Origin of the sequence: Microbacterium sp. LEMMJ01 (assembly GCF_002114135.1) — a bacterium.
In the GTDB taxonomy this organism is placed as follows: domain Bacteria; phylum Actinomycetota; class Actinomycetes; order Actinomycetales; family Microbacteriaceae; genus Microbacterium.
Map to the genome: position 1 here is coordinate 418,894 of NZ_NCTV01000017.1, position 25,649 is coordinate 444,542.

Sequence of the window (25,649 nt, forward strand, 5' to 3'; positions counted from 1 at the left end):
CGGCGGTCGACGCCCGGGCCTGGTCGTCGGTCCCTCGTCGTAGGCCGGAGGTCGAGGATGACCACGGACGCGTCTCCGCCACCCCCTCCATCGGCGGAAGACGCGTCCGTGGCCCGCTGCGGCGAACCCCCGCGCCGCGAGTGCTCGCACCCTCCATAGGTTGAACGAGCATTCAGTGATTAATCTATCCCGAGACGGCCCGTGAGGGAATTCCGCCGGACGACCCGGGAGGTGGACACCGCATGGCGCGATCGGATGCGCAGAACCGTGCGGCGCGGGAGCGCGCACGCGAGAACATCCTCCAGGCGGCGATCGAGGTCTTCAGCGAGCGCGGCGTCGCCGGGGCGGGCATCGCCGAGATCACGCGTCGCGCCGGCGTCGCCCAGGGGTTGGTGAACTACCACTTCGGCGGCAAGGACCAGCTCGTCGCCGCGGTGATCGACCGGTGGTTCGAGACGGTGCTGGGGTTCGCGCAGGTCGAGGGCACGCCCGACGAGATGCTCGCCGCGATCATCGACGGGGCGATCGGCGCGACGGCCTTCGCGATGCCTCTGCAGCGCGCGGTGCTCGCCATGCAGCAGCAGCCGCTGACGCATCGGCTGTTCGCGGAGTCGGAGCAGCGCTATGCGGACGGCGCGACGGCCGCCGAGGATGCCGTGCGCGCGGTGTTCCGTGCCCGAGGCGCCGAGGATCCGGCGCTGGAGGAGGTCATGCTCCGCAGCACCCTGGAGGGGGTGTTCGTGAAGTACTGCGTCTTCGGCGACACGTATCCGCTCGAGGACGCGCGGCGCTGGCTGCACCGCCGGTACGGTCTGCCCGAGCCGACCGCCGCGCTGCCTGGGCTGCCGACGCCGCACGAGGGCGAACCCCGGCCGCGGGCCACGGCGGCGCTGCGGACCGACGCGTCCTGAGCCGCGGACCCGGATCAGTCGAGGTGCATCCGCGCGAACGCGCCGAGCACGACCCGCTCCGACTGCACGAGGTACCGCTCCAACTCGGCGGCCCCGGCCTCGGCGCCCCGGGTCAGGAACGTGTCGAGGACGGCGCGGTTCTTCCGGACGAACGGCTCGTGCAGCGCGCGGGGGTCGTCGATCTTCAGGAACGCGAGGCGCAGCTCCGCCGCGACGTTCCGGTAGGTGCGGGCGAGACGCGGGCTGTCGGCGAGATCGACGAGCGCGACGTGGAACGCCATGTTCGCGCTGCCGACCGCGCGCCAGGCGGACGCGTCGTCGGCCGAGACGCCGGCGACGGCGGCCTCGGCCGCGGCGACCGCGTCGGTCATGCGCTGGACGGCCGGATGCTCGGGCTCGGACTGCCGCAGAGCCGTGCACTCGATGACGCGGCGGGCGCGGTAGATGTCGATGACGTCGGCGATCGTGGGAGAGGCCACGGAGACGCCGCGGTGCGGGATGTGCGCGACGAGCCCCTGTTCCGCGAGCACCCGGAACGCCTCGCGCAGGGTGTTGCGCGACACGTCGAAGCTCTCAGCGAGCGACGACTCCGACAGCCGGGAGCCCGGGGCGACGTCGCCGTCGATGATGCGCTGACGGAGCACGTCGGCGAGCGGGCCCTGCTGGTTCATGCCTTCATCGTAGGCGCGGTCGGTGCGGGAGATCGTGCCGATGATCACACGAAAGCAACCGCGCTGTAGCACGACGGAAACATGATTGTTGAACAATCAGGTTCTGTCCGTTCTACACTGGGGGTCACCCGACACCCACCAACGACGATGGGACCCCCCTATGTCCGAGCAGTCCGCCCCCGCTCTCACCCCCGAGGACGAAGCCCGTGCCGCCCACGCGAAGAAGCGCGCCGGCCGCAGTGCCGTCATCGGCGCCATCTTCCTCATGGCGACGAGCGCCATCGGCCCCGGCTTCATCACCCAGACCGCGACGTTCACCGCCCAGATGGGAGCCGCGTTCGCGTTCGCCATCCTCGTGTCGATCCTCGTCGACATCGCGGTGCAGCTGAACATCTGGCGCATGATCACCTCGTCCGGCAAGCGGGCCGGCGAGCTCGCCAACAGCGCCATCCCCTTCTCCGGCCACGTCATCGCCGTCCTCGTCGTCATCGGCGGGCTCGCGTTCAACATCGGCAACATCGCCGGCGGCGGCCTGGGCCTGAACGCCCTCCTCGGCATCGATCCGAAGCTCGGCGGCGCGCTCACGGCGGCCCTCGCGATCATCATCTTCCTCGTGAAGAAGGCCGGCAAGGTGATGGACGTCGTCCTCATCATCCTCGGCGTCGGCATGATCGTGATGACCCTCGTCGTCGCCCTCATCGCCCAGCCGCCCATCGGCGACGCCCTGCGCCAGACCTTCGTGCCCGACCAGCTCAACTTCGCCACCATCACGACGATCGTCGGCGGCACGGTCGGCGGCTACATCACCTACTCCGGCGCTCACCGCTACCTCGACTCCGGCCACGTGGGCCCGCAGTACGCGAAGCCCGTCATGCGCGCCGCCGCCAACGGCATCCTCGTGACCGGCATCATGCGCTACGTGCTCTTCCTCGCGATCCTCGGCGTGGTGGCCTCCGGCGTGGCGCTCGACCTCTCCTCGCAGGCCGCCAACCCGGCAGGGCAGGCATTCGGTGCGGTGCTCGGCGACGCCGGTCTGCGGATCTTCGGCGCGATCTTCTGGGCCGCCGCGATCAGCTCGGTCATCGGCGCCGCGTACACCTCGGCGACCTTCCTCTCGACCTTCACCGCCAAGCTCCGCGGGGGCTGGCCGCTGCAGCTCGCCACCGTCGCGTTCATCGTCGTGTCGCTGGCGGTCTACCTGGCGATCGGCACGGCCCCGGCCGCGATCCTCGTCTTCGTCGGCGGTTTCAACGGCCTGATCCTCCCCATCGGGCTGACGGTGTTCATGTACATCGGCTGGTTCCGCCGCGACCTGCTCGGCGACCGGAAGTACCCGATGTGGCTGCTCATCGCGGGCACCGTCGTGACCGCCCTCACCTGGTACATGGGCGCCGTCTCGATCGGCCCCATCTTCGCCTTCCTCGGAATCGGAGCGTGACATGGCGACCATCGACCTGAACTCGGACCTCGGCGAGAATGTCCCCGACCGGATCGTCAGCGACGACGCGAGCATGCTCGAGATCGTCACGAGCGCGAACGTGTCGTGCGGGTTCCACGCGGGCAGCCCGGAGGGGATCCGCGAGACCCTGGCCGCGGCCGTCGCCGGCGGCGTCGTGATCGGCGCCCACCCCGGGTACCGCGACTACGAGAACTTCGGGCGCACGAAGGTCGACATCGACTCGGCCACGCTGCAGGCGCACGTGGAGTACCAGCTCGGTGCGCTCCTCGGGCTCACCGCCGCGGTCGGTGGGCGGGTCTCCTACGTCAAGCCGCACGGGGCGCTCTACAACACCATCGCCCGCGACGAGCGGCAGTCGAAGGACGTCGTGGCGGCCATCAAGGCGATCGACCCCTCGCTCGTGCTACTCGGCCTCGCCGGCGGCGTCGTGCTCGACGTCGCCGAACGAGCAGGACTCGCGGTCGCCGCGGAGGCCTTCGCCGATCGCGCCTACCAGCCGGACGGTCAGCTCGTCTCCCGCACCGAGGAGGGGGCCGTGCTGCACGACCCCACCGCGGTGGCCGAGCGGATGGTGCGCCTGGCCGCGGACGGCGTGATCCGGGCGATCGACGGCACCGACGTGGCCGTGTCCGCGCAGTCGATCTGCGTGCACGGCGACAGCCCGGGCTCGGTCGCGATGGCGGCGGAGACGAAGCGCCTGCTGCAGGCGGAGGGCATCACGATCGCCCCGTTCGCCGGAGTCTGACATGGCCGTGCTCGCGACTCCCGCCCAGCTCGCCGACGCCCGGGCCGCCCGTGCGGCGCACCGCGTCGGCCACTCCGCGCCGACCAGCGGCGTCGCCCCGGGGCTGACCCAGGCGAACCTCATCGCGGTGCCCGCGGACTGGGCCTTCGAGACCCTCCTCTACGCGCAGCGCAACCCGAAGCCCTGCCCCGTCCTCGAGGTGATCGAGCAGGGGGAGGTGGAGTCGCGGCTCGCGCCGGGCAGCGACATCCGCACCGACATCGGGCGGTACCGCATCTGGCGGGACGGCGAGCTCGTGGAGGAGGTGTCCGACGCGACGGCGGCGTGGGACGAGCATCCCGACCTCGTCGCCTTCCTCATCGGCTGCAGCTTCACGTTCGAGACGGGGCTCGTCGAGGCCGGGATCCCGATCCGCCATCAGGAGCTCGGGCGCAACGTGCCGATGTACCGCACGGCGGTGGACTGCTCCCCGGCCGGACGGCTGCGCGGCGAGATGGTGGTCTCCATGCGTCCGATCCCCGCGGACCGCGTGGCCGATGCCGTGCAGATCTCCGGGCGCACCCCGGCGGTGCACGGTGCGCCCGTGCACATCGGCGACCCGGCGTCGCTCGGTATCGCCGATGTGATGGCGCCGGACTTCGGGGACGCCCCCGAGATCCGCCCCGGCGAGATCCCCGTGTTCTGGGCGTGCGGCGTGACCCCGCAGGCGGCGATCATGGCGTCGAAGCCGCCGTTCGCCGTCACCCACGCCCCGGGCTACATGTTCATCACCGATGTGCCGGATGCGGAGTACCGGGTCTGATGCGCATCCTCACGGCCTCCGACAGCGCGCTGCTCGTCGAGGCGGACGACCTCGAGCAGGCCATGCGGCTGAATCTCGCATGGAGCGACGTGCCCGGTGTCCTGGAGCGCATCCCCGGTGCCCGCACCGTGCTCGTGCGCTTCGACCCGCACCGCACCTCGGCCGCCGCGCTCGCCGAGGCGCTCGCCGCGACCGAGGTCGACGCTGCGGCGCTGCCCGACGCGGGCGAGGTCACCATCCCGGTCCGCTACGACGGGGAGGATCTGGACGAGGCGGCCGCGCTCCTCGACGTCTCGGCGGAGGAACTGGTGGCCCGTCACCTCGCCGCCGACTGGCGCGTGGCCTTCTCCGGCTTCGCTCCCGGCTTCGGCTATGCCGTGAGCGGCGACCCTCTCTTCGACGTGCCGCGGCGGTCGTCGCCCCGCACCCGGGTGCCCGCCGGTTCCGTCGCCCTCGCCGGGGCGTTCAGCGGCGTGTATCCGCGGGAGAGCCCCGGCGGCTGGCAGCTCATCGGCCGGACCGCCCTGGAGATGTGGGACATCGATCGCGACCCGCCGGCTCTGCTCGCGCCGGGCCGCCGCGTGCGCTTCGTGCGTGCGGAGCGGGAGTCGGTCGCGGCGTCGCCGGCATCGGCCGACGCGACGCGGGTCGCCCGTCGCGGGGACGGTCCGGCGGTCGAGGTCGTGCGACCGTCGCTGCAGCTCCTCGTGCAGGACGCGGGACGCCCCGGTTTCGCGGCGCTGGGCGTCTCGGCCTCCGGCGTCGCCGATCGTGTCGCGATGCACGCGGCGAACCGGGCCGTGGGCAATACGCCGGCGGCGGCTGTGCTGGAGAGCGTCGGCGGGGCCGTGCTGCGCTTCCACGGCGCAGGTGTGGCCGCCGTCACCGGGGCCACGGGTTCGCTCACGCTCACCGACGCCGACGGCATCGAGCGCACGCTCCTCCCCGGCGTGCCGTTCGCGACCGTCGACGGCGACGAGCTCACGCTGGGCCATCCCGAGCGCGGTCTCCGGTCCGTGATCGCCGTCCGCGGCGGCTTCGCTCCGGCTGCGGCGCTCGACAGCCGCGCGACCGACACGCTCGCCGGGCTGGGTCCCGCGCCGTTGGCCGCCGGCGATCTCCTTCCGATCGGGGCTGCCGCCGTGGCCGCCGTGGAGCCGGATCCGGTGCCGCGCGCCCTTCCCGCAGCCGGGGAGCTGGCCACGCTGGAGATCACGCTCGGGCCCCGCGACGACTGGTTCACCGCTGCCGGCCTCGACGCGCTCACCGGGCAGGAGTGGACGGTCACGCCGCGCTCCGACCGCGTGGGCATCCGCCTGCACGGCGACGTGCCCCTGGAACGCGCGGTCGGCGGCGAGCTGCCGAGCGAAGGCGCCGTGACCGGGGCCATCCAGGTGCCGCCGGACGGCCAGCCCGTGCTCTTCCTCCCCGATCATCCGCTCACCGGCGGCTATCCCATCATCGGTGCCCTCACCGACCGCAGCCTCGACCTCGCCGCTCAGCTCCCGCCGGGCGTACGGGTGCGCTTCACCGTCAAGGAGACCTCATGACCTCTGTGCTGATCGCCAACCGCGGCGAGATCGCGGTACGCCTGATCCGCGCGTGCGCCGAAGCCGGCTACACGTCGGTCGCCGTCTACGCCGATCAGGACGCGGATGCCCTTCACGTGCGGCTCGCGGACGAGGCGATCGGCCTCGACGGCGACACCGCGGCGACGACGTACCTGTCCATCGAGGCGCTGATCGACGCGGCTCGCCGCAGCGGCGCCGACGCCGTGCACCCCGGCTACGGCTTCCTGTCCGAGAGTGCTGCCTTCGCGCGGGCCGTCGAAGACGCCGGACTCGTGTGGATCGGGCCGTCGCCGGAGAGCATCGACGCGCTCGGCGACAAGATGACCGCGCGCCGGATCGCGCAGCGCGTCGGCGCCCCGCTCGCCGCGGGCACGGATCAGCCGCTGTCCGGGCCGCAGGAGGCGGTGGCGTTCGCCGAGGAGCACGGTCTGCCCATCGCCATCAAGGCCGCGTTCGGCGGCGGAGGCCGAGGGCTCAAGGTCGTCCGCGAGCTGTCGGAGGTCGCCGACGCGTTCGACGCGGCCACCCGCGAGGCGACCGCCGCGTTCGGCCGCGGGGAGTGCTTCGTGGAGCGCTTCCTGGAGAGTCCGCGGCACATCGAGGTGCAGGTGCTCGGCGACGGGCGCGGCGGCGTGGTCGTCGTGGGCGACCGCGACTGCTCGATGCAGCGCCGCAACCAGAAGCTCATCGAGGAGGCTCCTGCGCCCGGTCTGACGGCGGCGCAGCGGACGGCGTTCCACGACGCGGCACGGGCGATCTGTGCCGAGGTGCAGTACCGCGGCGCCGGCACGGTCGAGTTCCTCCTCGCCGCGGACGGCACGATCTCGTTCCTCGAGGTGAACACCCGGCTGCAGGTGGAGCACCCCGTGACCGAGGAGGTCACCGGGACCGACCTCGTCCGCGAGCAGTTCCGTATCGCGTTCGGCGAGGGGCCGTCGTTCACCGAGACCCCGGCGCCGACCGGGCATGCGTTCGAGTTCCGCATCAACGCCGAAGACCCCGGCCGCGGGTTCCTGCCCAGCCCCGGACGGGTGGACGGCCTGCGCATCCCCGGTGGACCCGGCGTGCGGTGGGACAGCGGCATCGAGGCCGGAGACACCGTGCAGCCCGCGTTCGACTCGATGATCGCGAAGCTCATCGTGCACGCGGACACCCGGGACGCGGCTCTCGTCCGTGCGCGTCGGGCCCTGCGGGAGCTCGCCGTCGAGGGTCCGGCGACCGTGATCCCGTTCGACCTCCGTGCCATCGACGACCCCGCGTTCGCGACCGCGACCTTCGCCGTGCACACCCAGTGGATCGAGACCGTGCTGCTCCCGGTGCTGGAGGCACAGCCGCGCCCCGCGGTCGCCCCGGTCTCCGGGCTGCAGCGGTTCCCGGTGGAGATCGACGGCCGCCGCGTGATGCTCGGTCTGCCCGCGGAGCTGCTGGCGGGCATCGGCCGTTCGGCGGGAGAAGTCACGGCACCCGTGCCCTCGGCGGACCCCTCCGAGCTGCGGGTCCCCGCGCCGGGCACGCTCGTCCGCTGGCTCGTCGACGACGGGGCCACGGTGGCCGAGGGGGACCCGGTGGCCGTGCTCGACGCGATGAAGATGGAGACCACGGTCACCGCGCACCGCGCCGGCACCCTCACCCCGCGCGCCGACGCCGGCGCGACCCTCTCTGCCGACGCCCTCCTCGCCACGATCGCCTGACCCCGCCCGCCCGCCCCGCCCGTGCGGAGTGCAAAAAACCCCTCCCGCACCCCTCCGACGCCCCTTTCCGATCCCGCATGCTCTGACCCCGGCAGCGCCCCCGCGTGAGAGTGCGAATACGGTCCTCCCGCCCGCCGGGCACGCCCGTTTCCGATCCCGCCCCTCCGACCCGGGAATGTCTCCCGTGTGCGAGTGCGATTAAGTCCCTCCCACCCGCCGGGCACGCCCGTTTCTGATCCCGCCCCCTCTGACTAGGAAACGTCTCCCGCGTGCGAGTGCGATGACGTTCCCCCCATGTACCGGGCACGCCCGTTTCTGATCCCGCCCCCTCTGGCCCGCGAAGGTCCTCGCGTGCGAGTGCGGTTACGCCCCTCCCACCCGCCGGGGGCGCCCCTTTTCGACCCCGCACCGTGGGGGCCGGACCCGCGCGCACCGCGCGGGCCGGATGTTCCTGTCTGGAGAGTGCAAAACCGGCCCTCCCGCAGCCCGGCAGGGCCCCATTTCGATCCCGCACGCGACGCGGCCGACCAAGGCCGATCCGGGCCGTGAATGCCTCGGGCTCGCGCACCCGTCCGGCACCCGGTGCGAGTGCGAAAACGGGCCTCCGCGGAGTGCGGGAGGGGCGAAAGCCGTCCCGCACGCTTCAGGGGCCGGGGCGGGACCTACGCGGGGTCGCCGCCGAGAGGGCCGACGGGCTCGAGGGGCTTCGGGTCGTCGGCACCGGTCTTCCGCGCCCGGGCGATGAGGTTGCCCAGGTGGTAAATCAGCAGCGCCGCGACCGTCCCCAGCACGATCCCGCCGAAGGCGAAGTCGCCGAGCTGCATCGTGAACCCGGCGATGCCGATCACGAGGGACACCGCCGCGGTGTACTGGTTGACCGGACGCGAGAAGTCGACCCGGCTGTCCACCCAGATCTTGATCCCGATGATCCCGATGAGGCCGTAGAGCGCCGTCGTCGCCCCGCCGAGCACGCCCGCGGGGATCGAGTTGAACACCTCGCCGACCTTGGGCGAGAACGCCAGGAGGATCGCGAACAGACCCGCCACCCAGTACACGGCGGTGGAGTACACGCGGGTCGCGGCCATGACGCCGATATTCTCGCCGTAGGTCGTGGTGCCCGAGCCGCCGAAGCCGCCGGCGATGGTCGTGGCGACACCGTCGGCGATGAGGGCGCGACCGGTGTGGCGGTTGATCGCGGGGTCTTCCGTCATGGTCGCGACGCCGCGCACGTGACCGACGTTCTCCGCGATGAGCACGAGCACGACGGGCAGGAACATCGCGATGGTCGACCAGGTCCCCGGCTCGACGAAGTCCGGGAACTGGAAGTGCGGGAGGCCGATCCAGGGGGCGTCCGCGATGAGCTCCGCCGGGGTCTTGTCGCCACGGAGCGGGTTGGGCACCTCGAACGAGCCGTTGAACGCGGCCCAGATGAAGCCGACGGCGACGCCGAGGAAGATCGAGATGCGGCCGAGGAAGCCCCGGAAGAGCACCGCGAAGAGGATGATCGCGACGAGGGTGATCGTGGCGGTCACGGGGTCGAGCGCGAAATTGCTCCAGGCGGTGGGGGCGAGGTTGAAGCCGATGAGCGCGACGATGGCGCCGGCGACGACCGGGGGCATCAGGGCATCGACCCAGCGGAGGCCGACGAACTGCACGACGAGTCCGACGACCGCGAGGAGAACGCCCACCGCGACCACGCCCGCGAGGGCCGAGCCGGTGCCGCCTGCCGCGACGGCCGCGGTGATGGGGGCGATGAAGGCGAACGAGGAGCCGAGGTAGCTCGGCAGCTGGTTCTTCGTGATGAGGAGGAAGAGCAGCGTGCCGATGCCGCTGAAGAGCAGCGTGGTCGACACGGGGAAGCCGGTGAGCGTCGGCACGAGGAACGTGGCGCCGAACATGGCGACGACGTGCTGGGCGCCGATGGCGATGGTCGCGGGCCAGGACAGACGTTCCTCGGGGGTGACGACGGCGCCGGGCTCGACGGTGCGGCCGTTTCCGTGCAGCTTCCACAAAGCCATGCGGGCTCCTCAGGGTTCGGGATCGGGGGCGGAGTGCTGGAGCAACACTACCGATTCCTGAGTTTTCCCTGTGCGCCCGGAGGCGGCGGGGAGCGCGGCGTCAGGCTCCGAGGCGGTCGATGAGCTCGCGGTAGCGGGCGGCCGTCCGGGCCACGACCTCCTCGGGTAGCACGGGGGGCTCGCCCTGCTTGTCCCAGTTCGCCGCGAGCCAGTCGCGCACGATCTGCTTGTCGAAGCTTGCCATCCGCTCCGCCGGGGTCGACCCCGTGCGCCAGGCCTCGGCGTCCCAGTACCGGGAGGAGTCGCTCGTGAGGACCTCGTCGGCGAGGCGGAGGGTGCCGTCGGCGTCGGTCCCGAACTCGAACTTCGTGTCGGCGAGGATGAGGCCCTTCTCCTCGGCGATGGCCGCGGCCCGGCGGTAGATCGCGAGCGAGGCGTCGCGGAGCTCGGCCGCCCGGTCCGCCCCGACGAGCTCGACGACCCGGTCGAACGTGATGTTCTCGTCGTGTTCGCCCATCGGCGCCTTGTAGGCCGGGGTGAACAGCGGCTCGGGCAGGCGGTCGCCGTTCTGCAGCCCTTCCGGCAGGGCGATGCCGCACACGGTGCCGTGCTCCTGGTACTCGGCCCAGCCGGAGCCGGTGATGTACCCGCGCACGACGCACTCGATCGGCAGCATCTCGAGCGACTGGGCGAGCATGGCGCGATCGGCCACCTCCTCCGGCAGGTCGCCGTCCGTGAGGTGGTTCGGCACGTCGAGCTGGGCGAACCACCAGCGGCTGAGGCGCGTCAGCAGGGCGCCCTTGTCGGTGATGCCGGGGGAGAGCACGACGTCGAAGGCGCTCACCCGGTCGGACGCGACGACGAGGATGCGGGTGTCGGCCGGGTCCTCCGAGGCATAGAGGTCGCGGACCTTTCCGGAGTAGAGGTGTCGCCACCCGGGGATGGCCTGCGCGTTTCCTGCGGACGGTGTGCTCACCCGCCCATTATCCCGGTGATGCGTGTTCTTCCGCGCCGAGACCCCGCGTTCGCGTCGAGACCCCGGGGTGTGCGCGCCGCGACCCCGGGGTCTCGGCGGGAAACCGGGGTCTCGGCGGAGGAAGGGCGGGTGTATAGTCCATGTGGACTATTCGACGGGGCGACAGAGCAGGGGACAGGGGGGAGAGGCGTGGGGAAGAGTAGGGATGTGGTGGCGGGACTCACGCCGCTCGGAGTGATGGTGCTCGCGCTGCTCCGCGAGAGCGACATGCACCCGTACGAGATGGTCCGCTTGCTCCGCGCGCGTCACGACGACCGGCTCATCACCGTCACCAACGGCACGCTGTACCACACGGTCGCCCGGCTCCAGCGGGCCGGTCTGCTCGACGAGGTCGGCACGGACCGCGAGGGCAACCGACCGGAGCGGACGACCTACACCCTCACCGACACCGGCCGGGAGGCGGTGGTCGCGTGGGTGCGTCGTGCCCTCCCGCGCATCGACCGCGAGACCGAGGCCCGCGTCGCGCTCGCCGAGTCGCACAACCTCGACCGCGACGACGCCGTCGCGCTGCTGCAGGAGCGACGGGAGGCCCTCGTCGCCTCGTACGCGCTGCACCACGACGGCCTCGCCGCCGCCCGCACCAAGGGCGTCCCGCCGCAGGTCCTCGTCGAGATCGAGCGGCAGGAGGCGCTGCTCGATGCCGAGCTCCGCTGGCTCGACACCCTCCTCACCCGCCTCGACGGCGACGAGCTCCGCTGGGGCCCCGACGCCTTCGACGACACCGACCGCTACCGCGCTCAGCGAAAGGCTGCACAGCAATGACCGATTCCCGCCAGACCTCGGGGCCCGAGACGGGGCCCTTCGCCGCCGGTCACGCGCCGAAGAGTCCGTGGCCGGCGCTCTGGGCGCTCGTCATCGGGTTCTTCATGATCCTCGTCGACACCACGATCGTGTCCGTCGCGAACCCGGCGATCAAGGCCGCGCTCGACCCCGACACGAACAACCTCGACAACGTCGTGTGGGTCACCAGCGCCTACCTCCTCGCCTACGCCGTGCCGCTGCTCATCACCGGACGACTCGGCGACCGCTTCGGCCCGAAGAACATCTACCTCATCGGACTCGCGGTCTTCACCCTCGCCTCGCTCTGGTGCGGACTGTCGACGACGCTCGAGGGCCTGATCGCGGCCCGCGCGGTGCAGGGGTTCGGCGCCGCGTTCATGACGCCGCAGACCATGGCCGTCATCACCCGCACCTTCCCGCCGAACCGCCGCGGCGCGGCGATGGGCCTGTGGGGTGCCACGGCCGGCGTCGCCACGCTCGTCGGCCCCCTCGCGGGCGGTCTGCTCGTCGACGGCTTCGGGTGGGAGTGGATCTTCTTCGTCAACCTCCCCGTCGGCGTCGTCGCATTCGTGCTCGCGTGGATCCTCGTGCCGAAGCTGAAGACCCACCCGCACCGGTTCGACCTCGTCGGCGTCGTGCTCAGCGCCGTCGCGCTGTTCCTCATCGTCTTCGGGCTGCAGGAGGGCGAGAAGTACGACTGGGGGACCATCGCGGGACCGATCTCGGTCTGGGGCCTCATCATCGCCGGCGTCGTGGTGCTCGCGCTCTTCATCGTGCAGCAGGCGCGCACCCGCAGCGAGCCCCTCGTGCCCCTCGCCCTCTTCCGCGACCGGAACTTCTCCGGCGCGAACGTGGCGATCGCCGCGGTCGGCTTCACGGTCACGAGCATGTCGCTGCCGATGATGTTCTTCCTGCAGACCGCGCGCGGGCTCACCCCGACCGAGGCCGCGATGCTGCTCATCCCGATGGCCGTGCTGTCGGGCGTGCTCGCCCCGGTCGCCGGGAAGATCCTGGACCGCGTCGACCCGCGCATCATCCTCGTCCCCGGTCTGCTCTGCGTCGCCGGCGCCCTGGTCTGGTACTCGGCCCTGACCACGATGGACACCCCGATCCTGATGTTCCTGCTGCCGTCCGCGCTGATGGGCATCGGCAACGCGGGCATGTGGGGGCCGCTGGCGACCACGGCCACGCGCAAGCTGCCGCCGCGGCAGGCCGGCGCCGGTGCGGGCATCTACAACACCACCCGCACCATCGGCTCGGTCATCGGCTCCGCCTCGATCGCCGCGTTCATGCAGTCGCGGCTGGAGGCGAACCTCCCCGGTCTGGCCGACGCTCCGGCCGGCACCGGGAGCGGCGCGCTGCCGCGGCAGGTCGCCGAGGGCTTCGCGGCAGGCATGTCCCAGACCCTGCTGCTGCCCGCCGGCGTCATCCTCATCGCGCTGGTCGCCTCGCTGTTCCTCCGCGGGCAGGATCGGAAGGACGGGGCCGCCGCCGCGACCCCTCCGGCGTGACCGCGATGACCCCGACACGCCGGTATCCACGCGGGTTCCGGCGCTGTTCGGGGTCGCGCCGAGATTCCGGTGCGCGGGAGGAGCGGGGTTAGGGTGGATGGTCGGCGGCCGCCGGGCCGCCCTACCGAACCCCGAGGAGCACTCGACGTGAGCCGCCATCCATCCTCTCCGCCGAGCCGTCTGCGGCGGTTCGGCCGCACCGCCGGCGCGACCGCTCTCGCCGCGCTCGTCGCCGCCGGAGCGCTGCTCGCCGGAGCCGCGCCCGCCACCGCGGCCGACGACGGCGAGACCTACGTCATCGGCACCGACACGACCTTCGCCCCGTTCGAGTTCACGAACGAGTCCGGCGACCTGGTCGGCATCGACATGGACCTCCTGCGCGCGATCGCGGAGGACCAGGGCTTCGAGGTCGAGATCCGCCAGCTCGGCTTCGACGCCGCGGTGCAGGCGCTGCAGTCGAACCAGGTCGACGCCGTCATGGCCGGGATGTCGATCACCGAGGAGCGTCAGCAGACCTTCGACTTCAGCGACCCGTACTTCACCAGCGGCGTGCAGCTCGGGGTGCTCGAGTCCAGCGACATCGAATCCCTCGACGACCTCGACGGCAAGACCGTCGCGGTGAAGACCGGCACCCAGGGGCAGACCTTCGCCGAGGAGAACGTCGACGAGTACGGCTTCCGGATCACGCCCTACCAGGACACGACCGACATGGTCGATGCGGTCAAGGCCGGACAGGCCGTCGGCTACTTCGAGGACTTCCCCGTGCTCGCCTACGGCATCCAGCAAGGGTCGGGCTTCCGTCTCGTCGGCGAGCCCGCGCTCGGCGGCGAGTACGGCTTCGCGGTGAACAAGGGCGAGAACGCCGAGCTCCTGGAGATGTTCAACGCCGGCCTCGCCAACCTGCAGGACTCCGGCGAGTACGACGAGATCGTGGACACCTACCTCGCGACGGGTGACGACGCGCAGGAGGCGCAGCCCACCGACATCATCTCGGTCGCGGTGAAGTACTGGCCGGCCCTCATGCAGGGTCTGTGGCTCACCATCCTCGCCACGATCGTCGCGGTGATCGCGGCGTTCATCCTCGGGATCATCTTCGGCTTCGGACGCCTGTCGAAGTTCGCGCCGTTCCGCTGGATCGCGACGGCCTACGTCTACGTCTTCCGCGGGACCCCGATCCTGATCCAGGCGTTCTTCGTGTTCTTCGCCATCCCGCAGCTGATCCCCGACCTGAAGTTCGACCCGTTCGTGGCCGGTGCGATCACCCTGTCGCTGAACACCGGTGCGTACATGACGGAGATCATCCGCGGCGGCATCCAGGCCGTCGACCCCGGTCAGGCGGAGGCATCGCGCTCGCTCGGCCTCAGCCACTGGAAGACGATGCGCAAGGTCGTGCTGCCGCAGGCATTCCGGATCATGATCCCGTCGTTCGTGAACCAGGGCATCATCACGCTGAAGGACACATCGCTCATCAGCGTCATCGGTCTCGCCGAGCTGACGTTCGTCTCGCGTCAGATCATCGCCTCGACGTATCTCTCGGCACAGGTGCTGACGATCGTCGCCATCATCTACTTCGTCGTGATCACGCTCCTGACGCTGCTCGCGAACCGCCTGGAGAGGAAGGCCAACGCATGAGCAAGATCGAGGTCAGGGACCTGCACAAGTCGTTCGGCGACAACGAGGTGCTCAAGGGCATCGATCTCACGGTCGAGGACGGAGAGGTCATCGCCGTGATCGGCCCCTCCGGCTCGGGCAAGTCGACGCTGCTGCGCTGCCTCAACAAGCTCGAGGAGCCGACGTCGGGGCACGTGATCATCGACGGGGTCGACCTCACCGACAAGAGCGTGAAGCTGGACGAGGTGCGCCAGCGCATCGGCATGGTGTTCCAGCACTTCAACCTGTTCCCGCACATGACCGTGCTGGAGAACATCACGCTCGCCCCGGTCGAGCTCGGCCGCATGACGAAGGTCGAGGCCCGCGACCGCGCCCGCTCGCTGCTCGTGCGCGTCGGCCTGTCGGAGAAGGCGGACGCGAAGCCCGCGTCGCTCTCCGGCGGTCAGAAGCAGCGCGTGGCCATCGCCCGTGCACTCGCGATGGACCCGGAGATCATGCTGTTCGACGAGGCCACCAGCGCTCTCGACCCGGAGATGGTCGGCGAGGTGCTGCAGGTCATCCGCGACCTCGCCGAGGGTGGCATGACCATGGTGCTCGTGACTCACGAGATGGGCTTCGCGCGCGAGGTGTCCGACCGCACGGTCTTCATGGACGGCGGCGTCGTGGTCGAGGAGGGCACTCCCACCGACCTGTTCGGCGCCCCCAAGAACGAGCGCCTCCAGGACTTCCTGTCCAAGGTCCTCTGACCCCGTTCGAGTCGCGCAAATGGCTGCATCCCCGGTCGGGATGCAGCCATTCGCGCTACTTCAACGGGGACGGTCGCCGAGCAGTGGGTCAGTCAGCGACGCGGGCAGCGATGTCGGTGCGGTGGTGGGACCCCTCGAGGCGGATGCGGCCGAGGGCGTCGTAGGCGCGGTCGCGGGCGGTGCGGAAGTCCGGGGCCACGGCGACCACGTTCAGCACACGGCCACCCGTCGCGATGAGCGAACCCCCCGGGGCGTCGGGGCTCGCGGTCGCGGCGTGCACCAGGCGGACGCCCTCCACGGCGGCGGCCTCGTCCAGACCCTCGATCGGGCGCCCGGTCTGCGGCGCCTCCGGGTACCCCTCGCTCGCCAGGACCACGGTGATCGCGACCTCATCGCGGAACACGGGCTCCGGCTGGTCCTCGAGCGTGCCGGAGGCGGCGGCGAAGAGGAGCTGGGACAGCGGGGTCTCCAGTCGCGGCAGCACCACCTGGGTCTCCGGGTCGCCGAAGCGCGCGTTGAACTCGATCACGCGCACGCCCTGCGGGGTGAGGATGAGCCCGGCGTAGAGGAGGCCGATGAACGGGGTCCCCTCCGCGTCGAGCTGCCGGACGACCGGGAGGGCGACGTCGCGGGTGACCTCTTCCACGAACGCCTGCTCGCTGCCGAACTGCTCCGCGAGCCAGGGCAGCGGCGAGTACGCCCCCATGCCGCCGGTGTTGGGGCCGGCGTCGCCGTCGAGGGCCCGCTTGAAGTCCTGTGCCGGGCTGAGCGCGCGCACGGTGTCGCCGTCGCTGAGGAAGAACAGCGAGACCTCGGGGCCGGACAGGAACTCCTCGACGAGGACGGGACCGGCCGGGAGGTACTGCTCCGCGTGGGCCAGGGCCTCGGCGCGGTCGGAGGTGACGATGACGCCCTTGCCCGCAGCGAGCCCATCGGCCTTGACGACGTAGGGGGCGCCGAGGTCGTCGAACGCGGCCTCGACCTCGGCGACAGTGGCGGCGCGGACCGCGCGGCCCGTCGGCACGCCGGCGGCGTCCATGACGCGCTTGGCGAAGGCTTTGGAGCCCTCGAGCTGCGCGGCGGCCTTGCCCGGCCCGAAGACGGGGATGCCGCGGCCGCGGAGCTCGTCCGCGACGCCCGCCACGAGAGGGGCCTCCGGGCCGATGACGACGAGGCCGACCGCGTGCTCGTTCGCGAAGGCCGTGACCGCGGCGCCGTCGAGCGGGTCGAGGGCGACGGGTGTCGCGTCCTGCGCGATGCCGGCGTTGCCGGGGGCGACGAGGATCTCGTGCGCGGGGGACTCGGCGCGCAGCGCCAGGATGATCGCGTGCTCACGGGCACCGGAACCGAGGACGAGGATCTTCACCCGTCCAGCCTATCGAGGCGCGTGCGCGGGGTTTCGGTGGGTCCCGGTCAGAGCTCGATGGGACGCTCGTCCGCCGTGTCCCAGGGCACGGTCCAGCCGGTGGCGTCGAACAGGGCGTCGAGCACCATGGCGGTGAAGCCCCACACGATCGTGCCGTCGACGTCGAACGCGGGCCCGCGGAACGTGCGCCCGGCACGGGACAGGGTCGAGGTGAAGCGGGTCGCAGGGTCGAGGAGCTGCGCGACGGGGACGCGGAACACCTCGACGGTCTCCGCGTGGTCGACGGCGACGACGCGCGACGGCGACTGCCACCAGGCGAGCACCGGGGTGACGAGGTGGTTGCTCGCGGCGAGGGGGATCACGGGGAGCGTGGCGAGCACCTCGACTCCCGCGGGATCGAGGCCGGTCTCCTCCTCGGCCTCGCGCAGCGCCGTGGCGACCGCGTCGGCATCGGCCGCTTCGGCGCGCCCGCCGGGGAAGGAGACCTGGCCCGGATGCGAGGAGAGGGTCGGGGCGCGACGCTGCAGCAGGACGTCGAGGTCGCGCGCGACGGCCGCATCGACGGTCGGTGCGGGGATGCGATCGAGGACGCCGAAGAGCATGAGCACCGAGGCGTCATGGGCGCGGCCCGGATCCGCGAGCGGAGGGATCGGCACGCTCCAGGAGTGGTCGGCCGCGGCGGCGAGCAGCTCGGCGCGGGCGCCCTGGGGATGCATGCTCATGCCATCGAGCTTATGACCGGGACCGCCGCGGCGGATCTAGGGTGGGGGGATGGCCAGGAAGATCGACATCGTCGAGGGACGCGCGGCGCTCGGTGCCGTGCGCGACGCCGAGGCCGCGGGGACGAAGGCGGCGCGGCCGGAGCTCGCCACCGCGGTGCGCTACCTGCTGCAGCTGCTCGACGAGAAGGCGCCGGGCAACAGCGTCGAGGTGCGCGTCCCGCCGTTCGGAGCCGTGCAGGTGATCCAAGGGCCGCGGCATACCCGTGGGACTCCGCCGAACGTGGTGGAGATGGACGCCGCCACCTGGATCGCGGTCGCCACCGGCACGGAGGCATGGGCGGACGCCGCGACGGCCGGGCGCATCCACGCCTCGGGCACGCGTGCGGATCTCACCGGAGTCCTCCCGCTGCGCCCCTAGCGCCGGGCCACGACGAGCGGTACCCCGGTGTGCGGGTGCGGGAACACATCGACGGGCTGCCCGTAGACCTCCTCGATCCGTGCGGCCGTGAGGACCTCGGCCGGCGTGCCGGTGGCGGAGACCCGACCGCCCGCGAGCAGAGTGACGCGGTCGGCGTGCGCGAGAGCGGCGTTGAGGTCGTGCAGCACGACCGCGACCGCGACCCCGGCCTCCGCCCGGCTCCGGATCACCCGCATGACGTCTTCGTGATGCTTCAGGTCCAGGGCCGCCGTCGGCTCGTCGAGCAGCAGGATCCCGGTGTCCTGGGCGAGCACGCGGGCCAGCGCCACCCGCGCGCGCTCACCGCCGGAGAGCGAGGAGACGGAGCGCTCCCGCAGCGCCCTGACCTCGGTCGTCGCCATCGCCGCCGCCACGGCGCTGCCGTCCTCCTCGGCGGCCGGGCTCCGCGCCCACGGCGTGCGTCCCATCCGCACGACCTGCTCGACCGTGAAGGGGAAGGTGACGGCGTTCTCCTGCAGCAGCACGGCGCGTTGCCGGGCGAGGTCGCGGGGACGGACACCCGCGACCGGACGGCCGTCGAGGAGGACGGTGCCGGACACCGGAGCGAGGTCCCCCGCGAGCACGCCGAACAGGGTGGACTTGCCCGCGCCGTTCGGCCCGACGAGGGCGTGCACCTCGCCGGCGTGGATGGAGATGGCCGCGTCGTCGAGGATGGTGCGTCCGTCCCCGACCCGCACCGTGAGCCCCTGGCCCCGCAGGCGCGGGCTCACGCCCATCCTCCCGACCGCCGCCGCGTCCGCACGAGGAGCCAGAGGAAGAACGGGCCGCCCACGAGGGACGTGATCATGCCGATGGGGAGGTCCGCGAGCGGCACCGCCGTGCGTGCCACGAGGTCGGCGGCCGCGATGAGGAGCGCGCCGCCGAGGGCGGAGGCGATCACGAGCGGGAGGTGTGCGGGGCCGATCAGCATGCGCATCAGGTGGGGCACGACGAGGCCCGCGAACCCGATGATCCCCGCGAAGGCGACCGCGGCGCAGACGAGCAGTGCCACCGTGACGATCACGACCATCCGCAGCAGCTCGACCGGCACGCCCAGATGCCGGGCGGTGCGCTCGCCGAGGGCGAAGAGATCCAGACCCGGCGCCACGATCAGGGCGACGACGATCCCGATCGCAACGAGCGGCGCGACGAGCTGGATGTTCGACCAGAGGGCGCCGTTCAGCGAGCCGAGCTGCCAGAACACGATCTGCTCGCGCGTCGAGGTCGTACCGAGGAACGTGAGGAAGGCCATGCCGGCGCCGGCGATGGCGTTGATCGCGATGCCGGTGAGCAGCAGCGTGACCACTTCGGTGCGACCGCCGGAGCGGCTCAGGAGGTAGACGGAGAAGACGGCCGCGAGACCCCCGAGGAAGGCGAAGGCGGGCGTGGTCCACATGCCGAAGGTGGCCAGGCCGAACGTGATGCTGGCTGCCGCTCCGAGCGCCGCGCCGGAGGAGACGCCGACGACGCCGGCGTCCGCGAGAGGGTTGCCGAAGATGGCCTGCATGAGCACGCCGGAGACCGCGAGCGCGGCGCCGACGAGCAGGCCGAGGACCAGTCGGGGGAGGCGGAGGTTGTAGATCACGCCGTCGTCGGTCGCCGCGGCCGGAGTCCCGGCGGTGTCGATGCCGAGGCCGCGTAGGAGGACGTCCAGGAGCGCGGTCGGCGACAGGTCGTACTGCCCGCTGGTGATCGACGCGACGCCCGTGACGAGAAGGCCGATGACGAGGGCGATGACGACCGTCGCGAAGCGCAGTCCCCGATGCCGGGTCGGCGTCGGGGTGACGACCTCGCCGGTCACGAGGCGGGTTCCGGCGCGTACAGGGCCCGCGCGAGGGCGCTGATCACGTCGGCCGACCGGGGGCCGAAGCTGAGGATCTCGGCGTCCGCCATGTCGATCACGCGGCGATGCGCTCCTGCGGGGGTCTCGGCGATGGCGGGGATGCGTTCGATGAGCCCGTCGACGCCGCCCACCGATTCCAACCCGTCCGTCATCATCACGAGCACGTCGGGCTGCGCGGCGACGAGTGCTTCCGCGGTCATCGGCTTCATGCCCTCCCAGCCGATCTCCTCCGCGACGTCGACACCGCCGACCGCATCGATGAGGGAGTCCGCCCCGGAGTCCTCGCCGAAGATGTAGTACACGTTGGCGCTCCCGCGTACGTACAGGAAGAGCATGCGTGCGCGGTCCGCCGCGGCGGACGGGGTGACGTCGGCGATCTCCACGATGGCGGCGTCGAGCTCGGCGTCGAGGCGGGCGCTGAGCGCCGCGCCGCGCGTCGGGACGCCGAGGGCCGTGGCGATCTCCGTCACGAGCGCGTCGGTGGTGTCGATCCGGCGGTCGCTGGAGATGACGACGACCGCGATGCCCGCATCCCGGAGCTGCTGGCGGACCTCCTTCGGGCCGATCGTGGTGTCGGTGAGCACGACGGTCGGGGCCAGTTCGAGGATGGCCTCCGGGTTGAGCGTGTGCCCGGTCTTGGTGACGACCGGGAGATCCTCGGTGCCGGGGAACTGCGTGGACGCGTCACGTCCGACGACCTGATCGCCGAGCCCGAGCGCGAACACCGTGGCGGCGATCGTGCCGGAGATGTCGATCGGGAGGATGCGATCGACGTCCGTGATCTCGACCTCGCGGCCTTCGCTGTCGGTCACGGTGACCGGGAGCGCCGGGGCGGTGTCGTCATCGACGGGCGCGACCGCGTGACTCGCGAGGCACGCGGTCGAGGGGCCCGTCGCTGCGCGCACGTCGGCGACCAGGTCCAGATCGGCGAGAGGAGTCGAGGCCTGCGGGCAGCCGTCGTCGACAGGGGGTGCTGCCGACCCGGGGCCGGAGTCCGACCCGGCGCACGCGGCCAGTCCGAGGGCCAGCGCGGCGGCGAGAAGCAGGGCAGGAGCGCGTTGCATTAGGCAAGGCTATCCTAAAACTTGACGCCCTCACTGGCACCCCTCTACGCTCGGGATCGGCGGCTTGCTTAGCCAAGCCTAACCAAAGTCCACCCTCGCCCGACTGCCGTGCGGTGCCGCAGGGGCGCGCGATCGATCGCGCCCCGCGCGCCGCGGAGAACCGTGAACGCCACAGCACATACGCCCTCAGCGAGCACACGCCTGCGTGTCCTGCTCGCCGCCCTCGTCTCCTTCGTCCTCGTCGCCGCCGGGGCGATGGTCAGCCCACCGGCCCATGCGGCTGCGGCGACCGTCACCGCGGCGGTGTCATCCGCCGACACCAGCGGCCTCACCGTGCAGGTGCGGGCCGAGGGCCTGCCCGACGTGACGGGCGTCTATGCCGCACTGATCGTGTCGGGCACCGAGAGCGGCATCTCCGCCGGTGGTGGCTACGCCGCGTTCGCGCTGCCCTTCCCGAGCGTGCAGCAGGGGGCCGCGTCCTTCACGCTGCAGGCGCCCGTGGCGTCCCTGGACCGGACGAAGACGTACGAGGTGCTCGTCTGGCAGCAGCACACCGCGCCGACAGCCGCCACGATCTACGGCCGCGGCGACGTCACGGTGACGTCTGCGCAGTGGGACACGGTCTTCGGAACGACGCCCGTCGAGCCGGGTGAGACGGAGCCGGGTGAGACGGAGCCGGGAGAGACGACTCCCGGCGAGACGGAGCCCGGGGAGACCGAGCCCGGGGAGACCGAGCCCGGGGAGACGGAGCCCGGGGAGACGGAGCCCGGGGAGACGGCCCCGGGCGAGACCGAGCCGGCGCCCGCCGAAGCCGCCATCGAGGTGTTCCTCGCCGACGGCACGACGCCCGCTGCGGGCGCTCGCCTCCAGGCCGGCGACGAGATCGTCGTCAAGGGCACCGGATACGACCCGACCGCGAACGTCGGCGGACGCGGCGTCCCGATCCCGTCGAACCTGCCCCAGGGCGCCTATGTGGTCTTCGGCAACTTCGCCGCGACGTGGCAGCCCTCGCAGGGGGCGCCGTCCTCGGCGCGTTCGGTCGGTGCTCAGGCCTGGGCGCTCGCCGAGGATGTGCTGACCCAGGTCCCGACGCAGTACCAGGGTGCGATCCGCGCACAGTGGGTGGACATCTCGCCCGACGGCTCGTTCCAGGTCACGCTCACGCTCAAGGACACCCCGGCGACGCCCGGCTCCTACGGCGTGTACACCTACCCGGCAGGCGGTGTCGTCAACGCCGACCAGGAGCGCAGCGTCGCTCTGGACTACCGCATCGCCTCGGGGCTGACGACCACCGTGACCGCGGCGACGGCCGAGGACGGCCTCACGGTCACGGCCGCGGCGACGAAGCTCGGTGCCGTCTCCGGTGCCTACGCCGCGCTGATCGAGAAGGGTACGGAAGCCGACGTCACCGCCGGAGGCGGCTTCCTCGCGATGCAGTACGTGCGCGGCATCACCGGCGGCGGCTTCAGCGTCGACCTGACCGCGGCGGCGAGTGCTCTGGACCGCTCGAAGACGTACGAGGTGATCGTGTGGCAGCAGCACACGATGCCGACCGCGGACACCATCTACGCGCGCTCCACCGTCACGGTCACCGACGCGCAGTGGAACGCCTTGCTGCCCTCCTCCGGACCGTCGGTCACGACCGTCGTCACCGGCGCCACCGCCGCGGACGGGCTCACGGTGAAGGTCACTGCCGCCGAGCTCGGCGCGGTCACCGGCGCCTACGTGGCGCTCATCGAGGCGGGGACGGAGTCCGAGGTGACCGCCGGCGGCGGCTTCCTCGCCATGCAGTACGTCCGGAACATCGGCTTCGGAGTCTTCGCCGTCGACCTGAACGCGGCGGCGAAGAACCTCGACCGGACGAAGACATACGAGGCGATCGTGTGGCAGCAGCACACGATGCCGACCGCCGACACCATCTACGCGCGCGCAGCGGTCACGATCACCGACGCGCAGTGGCGCGCACTGCTCGGCGAGAAGCCGACCGAGCCGAAGCCCCCGGTCACGCCGAAGCCCCCGGTGACGCCGGCGAAGCCGGCCGCGACCGTCCCCGGCGGGTCGCTGCGCTGGGCCATCTCGTCCTCGTTCACGAACTACATCACCGGCCCGATCGCCCAGGGCGCGATCGCCGTGTCCGGTGGCGCCACCCGGTCCGGCGGCCAGTTCCAGTTCGGGCAGACCGTGGGCGGCGACTTCGACGCGGCTTCCGGACGCGGCAGTGTCGTCTACCGCGGTGCCGTGCGCTTCACCGGCCACCACGGGGTGCTCGACGTCACGGTCGCCGATCCGATGATCCGGATCACCTCGGCGTCCTCCGCCACGCTGTTCGTGACGAGCGGGGGTGCGCAGGTGCCGTTCGCGACCCTCGACCTCTCCCGCGCCGTCCGCACGGCGGCCGGTGGCGCCGTTACCTACACGGCGGCACCCGCCGCCCTCACGGATGCCGGACGCGACCGCGTCCTCTCGGGGTACGGCACCACGCTCAACCCCGTCTCGTTCACGATCGGCTCCGTCGCCGCCGCTCCGTCGGGTACGACGGGAACGGTCGCGGCGGCCGCGGTCGTCCCGAAGGCCACGCTCCCGACGACCGCGCCGACGGCGGCCGGCATCGAGGTCGACGAGGAGAACCTCGCCGCGCTCGCCGCCGGGAAGACGGCCACGGTCTCCGCCTCCGGCTTCCGTGCGAACGAGGAGGGCATCAAGGTGGTCGTGTACTCGACCCCGGTGCTGCTCGGCACGGTGACGGCCGACGCGGCGGGCGTCGCGACGTGGTCGGGTGCCCTCCCGGCCACACTCGCGGACGGCGAGCACACGCTCACCTTCCAGGGCTCGGTCGATCGCGGTCTCGCGTTCACGCTCGCCAGAGCGACCACGGAGATCGGCGTGTGCACGGTCGAGGGGGCGACCCTGCACTGGGGCTACAAGGAGTCGTTCCGCACGTACATCGAGGGCATCGCGCGGGGCGGCTGGACGCTCACCGACGTGGCCTACGAGTACCCCGCCTTCGTGTGGTCGAACGGCACCGGTTCGCTGGACGACGCGGCGGGCTCGGGCCTGGTCACCTACGGCGGCAGCATCACCTTCACGGGCCACGATGGGGCGCTGAACACGACGCTGGCGAATGCGCGGGTCGAGCTCACGGGCGACACCGGCTACCTCGTGTTCGACGTGACCGGAACCACGCAGGCCGGAGAAGCCGTGGCGCAAGAGGGCGTGCGTCTCGCCGAGTTCGCCCTCGCGGACGCCGCCGTCGTCGACGGCGCGCTGACCCTCGATGCGGTTCCCACGACGCTGACCGCGGCCGGTGCCTCCGCGTTCGGCACGTATGAGGCGGGCGAGGAGCTCGACCCGGTGTCCGCCGTGATCCCGGTCGACGGCGCCTGCGGCACTCCCGCCGAGGAGGAGTCCGAGCCGGAGGCCGAGGCGGACGCGGCGGTGACCGCGATCAGCGCGCCGGTCGCCACCGAGGAAGCTCCGGTGTGGCCCTGGATCGTGGGCGGTCTGGTGGTCGTGGCGCTGGCCGCGACGGGCGGGGTGCTGATCGTGCGGCGCACCCGGAGGGGGGAGCCGGCCGAGACGACGACCGAGGTCTGAGTCCGGCGGCTACCGGAACCGCCCTCCCCGGTGATCGGGGAGGGCGGTTCCGTGTGCGGCTGCGTACGCCCGCAGAGGGTGGGACAATGGAGGCATGCCCTCCCACGACACCCACCAGACCGTCGAAGCGACCGTGCGCCGCGTACCGCGGTACGGCGTGCTCATGGGCATCGGGGTCGTGCTGGGCATCATCGCCGCCGGCATCCTGACCATGGTCGGCAGCTTCGAGCAGTCGCAGGCGCTCGACGTCGTCTACCCGCCTGGTCAGGTCTTCGGCTTCCTGCTGCTGTGGACCGTGCCGATCGGGCTGGCGCTGGGTGGCGTCGCCGGTCTCGTTCTCGAGCGGATCGCCCGTCGCCATGACCGCGTCGTGAGGGTCGACCGGGAGACCGTCATCGACGAGGACGACACGACGACCGACCGCGCCTAGGCGAGCTCGGCGATCACCGGACGGATGGCGGAGTCGAACGCCACGACGTCCCGGCGGAGCCCATCGGTCACCGCGACCGTGAGGTCGCCGATCCACCAGATCCCGCGCTGCGACAGCGGCAGCACCTGCACGTTCAGCTCGAACGAGTGCGCGCGGCGTCCGATATCGCGTTCGAACTCCGCGATCGCGCTCGCGTACGCCCGATAGGCGTCTCCGCCCGTGTGGCTCTTCATCGACCCGACGTATCGGTCGTGCGCGGCGTTGGCATACCGGAGCGCAGTGCCGGCATGCGGACGGATCGCGGTCGAGAGCGCTTCGGCGCCGGTCGCCGGGAGGGCCACCAGGGTGTCGAAACCGTCGATCAGCTCGAGCGGGACGCCGGAGTGGTGGGCCCGCGGCTCCACGGTCATGTCCCAGTAGCCCTGCCACTGCGTCTCGACCTCGGGGGAGGCGTCCGGAGCATCGGGCGCGCGCACGGACAGGTCGCGGAGGGACGGCAGATCGAGGGGCGCCCTGATGCCCAGCAGCTGGCGCAGGGCGAGCGCGACGAGCACGGGGACGCTCGCGTCTTCGCGGATGAGCCACTGCGGCTTGTCGGCCATGGCCCCCATCGTAGGCGGG

22 protein-coding genes are annotated in these 25,649 nt (G+C 71.9%); 13 read left to right on the forward strand and 9 right to left on the reverse strand.

Features of this window, described 5'->3' with window-relative positions:
• Positions 1 to 242: 242 nt before the first annotated feature.
• Positions 243 to 911, forward strand: coding sequence for a TetR/AcrR family transcriptional regulator (locus B7W94_RS04460; protein WP_085604746.1), 669 nt, complete (start codon positions 243 to 245; stop codon positions 909 to 911).
• A gap of 14 nt (positions 912 to 925) precedes the next feature.
• Here the strand turns inward: B7W94_RS04460 and B7W94_RS04465 are convergent, their stop codons facing one another.
• Positions 926 to 1,582 (reverse strand): GntR family transcriptional regulator, encoded by a 657-nt coding sequence (locus B7W94_RS04465; RefSeq protein ID WP_025103976.1) that lies wholly within the window; start codon positions 1,580 to 1,582, stop codon positions 926 to 928.
• Positions 1,583 to 1,742: 160 nt separating this feature from the next.
• On the opposite strand from B7W94_RS04465, the gene B7W94_RS04470 reads away from it, so the two are divergent.
• From B7W94_RS04470 to B7W94_RS04490, 5 genes are read left to right on the forward strand one after another with little or no spacing between them, the layout of a single operon-like run.
• Positions 1,743 to 3,020 carry an NRAMP family divalent metal transporter gene (locus B7W94_RS04470; protein ID WP_025103975.1) on the forward strand — a complete coding sequence of 426 codons (1,278 nt, stop codon included), beginning with the start codon at positions 1,743 to 1,745 and terminating at the stop codon, positions 3,018 to 3,020.
• Position 3,021: 1 nt separating this feature from the next.
• On the forward strand, positions 3,022 to 3,786 hold the full coding sequence (locus tag B7W94_RS04475) for a LamB/YcsF family protein (RefSeq protein WP_025103974.1): 765 nt from the start codon (positions 3,022 to 3,024) through the stop codon (positions 3,784 to 3,786).
• A 1-nt stretch (position 3,787) separates the two neighbouring features.
• A complete protein-coding gene (locus B7W94_RS04480; RefSeq protein ID WP_085604749.1) occupies positions 3,788 to 4,588 on the forward strand; it encodes a putative hydro-lyase in 801 nt (266 codons plus the stop codon).
• Entirely contained in the window at positions 4,588 to 6,138 is a 1,551-nt protein-coding gene (locus B7W94_RS04485; protein ID WP_025103972.1) for an urea amidolyase family protein, read from the forward strand. Before B7W94_RS04480 ends, B7W94_RS04485 begins: the two co-directional genes overlap by 1 nt.
• Positions 6,135 to 7,850 (forward strand): acetyl/propionyl/methylcrotonyl-CoA carboxylase subunit alpha, encoded by a 1,716-nt coding sequence (locus B7W94_RS04490; protein ID WP_085604752.1) that lies wholly within the window; start codon positions 6,135 to 6,137, stop codon positions 7,848 to 7,850. Before B7W94_RS04485 ends, B7W94_RS04490 begins: the two co-directional genes overlap by 4 nt.
• A gap of 662 nt (positions 7,851 to 8,512) precedes the next feature.
• On the opposite strand, the gene B7W94_RS04495 is transcribed toward B7W94_RS04490, so the two are convergent.
• Together B7W94_RS04495 and B7W94_RS04500 are read right to left on the reverse strand one after the other, a co-directional pair.
• On the reverse strand, positions 8,513 to 9,868 hold the full coding sequence (locus B7W94_RS04495; protein WP_062766125.1) for a uracil-xanthine permease family protein: 1,356 nt from the start codon (positions 9,866 to 9,868) through the stop codon (positions 8,513 to 8,515).
• Positions 9,869 to 9,968: 100 nt separating this feature from the next.
• A complete protein-coding gene (locus tag B7W94_RS04500) occupies positions 9,969 to 10,844 on the reverse strand; it encodes a phosphoribosylaminoimidazolesuccinocarboxamide synthase (RefSeq protein ID WP_025105721.1) in 876 nt (291 codons plus the stop codon).
• A gap of 207 nt (positions 10,845 to 11,051) precedes the next feature.
• On the opposite strand from B7W94_RS04500, the gene B7W94_RS04505 reads away from it, so the two are divergent.
• The 4 genes from B7W94_RS04505 (at position 11,052) to B7W94_RS04520 (ending at position 15,552) form a co-directional block, all read left to right on the forward strand.
• Entirely contained in the window at positions 11,052 to 11,666 is a 615-nt protein-coding gene (locus tag B7W94_RS04505) for a PadR family transcriptional regulator (protein ID WP_367379561.1), read from the forward strand.
• Entirely contained in the window at positions 11,663 to 13,195 is a 1,533-nt protein-coding gene (locus B7W94_RS04510; protein WP_085604755.1) for a DHA2 family efflux MFS transporter permease subunit, read from the forward strand. Before B7W94_RS04505 ends, B7W94_RS04510 begins: the two co-directional genes overlap by 4 nt.
• Before the next feature lie 147 nt (positions 13,196 to 13,342).
• Positions 13,343 to 14,827 (forward strand): amino acid ABC transporter substrate-binding protein/permease, encoded by a 1,485-nt coding sequence (locus tag B7W94_RS04515; protein WP_139833245.1) that lies wholly within the window; start codon positions 13,343 to 13,345, stop codon positions 14,825 to 14,827.
• Complete coding sequence (locus B7W94_RS04520) at positions 14,824 to 15,552, forward strand: amino acid ABC transporter ATP-binding protein (protein WP_085604758.1); 729 nt, start codon at positions 14,824 to 14,826, stop codon at positions 15,550 to 15,552. The genes B7W94_RS04515 and B7W94_RS04520 overlap by 4 nt, the downstream gene beginning before the upstream one ends.
• A gap of 88 nt (positions 15,553 to 15,640) precedes the next feature.
• Here the strand turns inward: B7W94_RS04520 and purD are convergent, their stop codons facing one another.
• On the reverse strand, positions 15,641 to 16,918 hold the full coding sequence (gene purD, locus B7W94_RS04525; protein ID WP_085604761.1) for a phosphoribosylamine--glycine ligase: 1,278 nt from the start codon (positions 16,916 to 16,918) through the stop codon (positions 15,641 to 15,643).
• A 47-nt stretch (positions 16,919 to 16,965) separates the two neighbouring features.
• Complete coding sequence (locus B7W94_RS04530; RefSeq protein WP_085604764.1) at positions 16,966 to 17,640, reverse strand: NUDIX hydrolase; 675 nt, start codon at positions 17,638 to 17,640, stop codon at positions 16,966 to 16,968.
• Positions 17,641 to 17,689: 49 nt separating this feature from the next.
• Between B7W94_RS04530 and B7W94_RS04535 the strand changes: the two genes are divergently transcribed.
• On the forward strand, positions 17,690 to 18,058 hold the full coding sequence (locus B7W94_RS04535) for a sterol carrier family protein (protein ID WP_085604767.1): 369 nt from the start codon (positions 17,690 to 17,692) through the stop codon (positions 18,056 to 18,058).
• Here B7W94_RS04535 and B7W94_RS04540 read toward each other — a convergent pair.
• From B7W94_RS04540 to B7W94_RS04550, 3 genes are read right to left on the reverse strand one after another with little or no spacing between them, the layout of a single operon-like run.
• Positions 18,055 to 18,828 carry a heme ABC transporter ATP-binding protein gene (locus B7W94_RS04540; protein WP_374209016.1) on the reverse strand — a complete coding sequence of 258 codons (774 nt, stop codon included), beginning with the start codon at positions 18,826 to 18,828 and terminating at the stop codon, positions 18,055 to 18,057. The two genes, B7W94_RS04535 and B7W94_RS04540, sit on opposite strands and share 4 nt — an antisense overlap.
• A complete protein-coding gene (locus B7W94_RS04545; protein WP_085604773.1) occupies positions 18,825 to 19,898 on the reverse strand; it encodes a FecCD family ABC transporter permease in 1,074 nt (357 codons plus the stop codon). Before B7W94_RS04545 ends, B7W94_RS04540 begins: the two co-directional genes overlap by 4 nt.
• Complete coding sequence (locus tag B7W94_RS04550; protein ID WP_085604776.1) at positions 19,895 to 21,004, reverse strand: heme/hemin ABC transporter substrate-binding protein; 1,110 nt, start codon at positions 21,002 to 21,004, stop codon at positions 19,895 to 19,897. The genes B7W94_RS04545 and B7W94_RS04550 overlap by 4 nt, the downstream gene beginning before the upstream one ends.
• 162 nt (positions 21,005 to 21,166) lie before the next feature.
• On the opposite strand from B7W94_RS04550, the gene B7W94_RS04555 reads away from it, so the two are divergent.
• Both B7W94_RS04555 and B7W94_RS04560 read left to right on the forward strand, forming a co-directional pair.
• Positions 21,167 to 24,598, forward strand: a complete 3,432-nt coding sequence (locus tag B7W94_RS04555) for an HtaA domain-containing protein (RefSeq protein WP_085604779.1) — start codon at positions 21,167 to 21,169, stop codon at positions 24,596 to 24,598.
• A 94-nt stretch (positions 24,599 to 24,692) separates the two neighbouring features.
• Entirely contained in the window at positions 24,693 to 25,028 is a 336-nt protein-coding gene (locus tag B7W94_RS04560) for a hypothetical protein (protein WP_085604782.1), read from the forward strand.
• Here the strand turns inward: B7W94_RS04560 and B7W94_RS04565 are convergent.
• Positions 25,025 to 25,630, reverse strand: coding sequence for a hypothetical protein (locus B7W94_RS04565; RefSeq protein WP_029989711.1), 606 nt, complete (start codon positions 25,628 to 25,630; stop codon positions 25,025 to 25,027). The genes B7W94_RS04560 and B7W94_RS04565 overlap by 4 nt on opposite strands.
• Positions 25,631 to 25,649: the final 19 nt, after the last annotated feature.

Bases quoted from the DNA above. Each gene is read 5' to 3' on its own strand.
- B7W94_RS04460 (WP_085604746.1), top strand. From the start codon at position 243: ATGGCGCGATCGGATGCGCAGAACCGTGCGGCGCGGGAGCGCGCACGC.
- B7W94_RS04465 (WP_025103976.1), bottom strand. From the start codon at position 1,582: ATGAACCAGCAGGGCCCGCTCGCCGACGTGCTCCGTCAGCGCATCATC.
- B7W94_RS04470 (WP_025103975.1), top strand. From the start codon at position 1,743: ATGTCCGAGCAGTCCGCCCCCGCTCTCACCCCCGAGGACGAAGCCCGT.
- B7W94_RS04475 (WP_025103974.1), top strand. From the start codon at position 3,022: ATGGCGACCATCGACCTGAACTCGGACCTCGGCGAGAATGTCCCCGAC.
- B7W94_RS04480 (WP_085604749.1), top strand. From the start codon at position 3,788: ATGGCCGTGCTCGCGACTCCCGCCCAGCTCGCCGACGCCCGGGCCGCC.
- B7W94_RS04485 (WP_025103972.1), top strand. From the start codon at position 4,588: ATGCGCATCCTCACGGCCTCCGACAGCGCGCTGCTCGTCGAGGCGGAC.
- B7W94_RS04490 (WP_085604752.1), top strand. From the start codon at position 6,135: ATGACCTCTGTGCTGATCGCCAACCGCGGCGAGATCGCGGTACGCCTG.
- B7W94_RS04495 (WP_062766125.1), bottom strand. From the start codon at position 9,868: ATGGCTTTGTGGAAGCTGCACGGAAACGGCCGCACCGTCGAGCCCGGC.
- B7W94_RS04510 (WP_085604755.1), top strand. From the start codon at position 11,663: ATGACCGATTCCCGCCAGACCTCGGGGCCCGAGACGGGGCCCTTCGCC.
- B7W94_RS04520 (WP_085604758.1), top strand. From the start codon at position 14,824: ATGAGCAAGATCGAGGTCAGGGACCTGCACAAGTCGTTCGGCGACAAC.
- B7W94_RS04530 (WP_085604764.1), bottom strand. From the start codon at position 17,640: ATGAGCATGCATCCCCAGGGCGCCCGCGCCGAGCTGCTCGCCGCCGCG.
- B7W94_RS04535 (WP_085604767.1), top strand. From the start codon at position 17,690: ATGGCCAGGAAGATCGACATCGTCGAGGGACGCGCGGCGCTCGGTGCC.
- B7W94_RS04550 (WP_085604776.1), bottom strand. From the start codon at position 21,004: ATGCAACGCGCTCCTGCCCTGCTTCTCGCCGCCGCGCTGGCCCTCGGA.
- B7W94_RS04560 (WP_085604782.1), top strand. From the start codon at position 24,693: ATGCCCTCCCACGACACCCACCAGACCGTCGAAGCGACCGTGCGCCGC.
- B7W94_RS04565 (WP_029989711.1), bottom strand. From the start codon at position 25,630: ATGGCCGACAAGCCGCAGTGGCTCATCCGCGAAGACGCGAGCGTCCCC.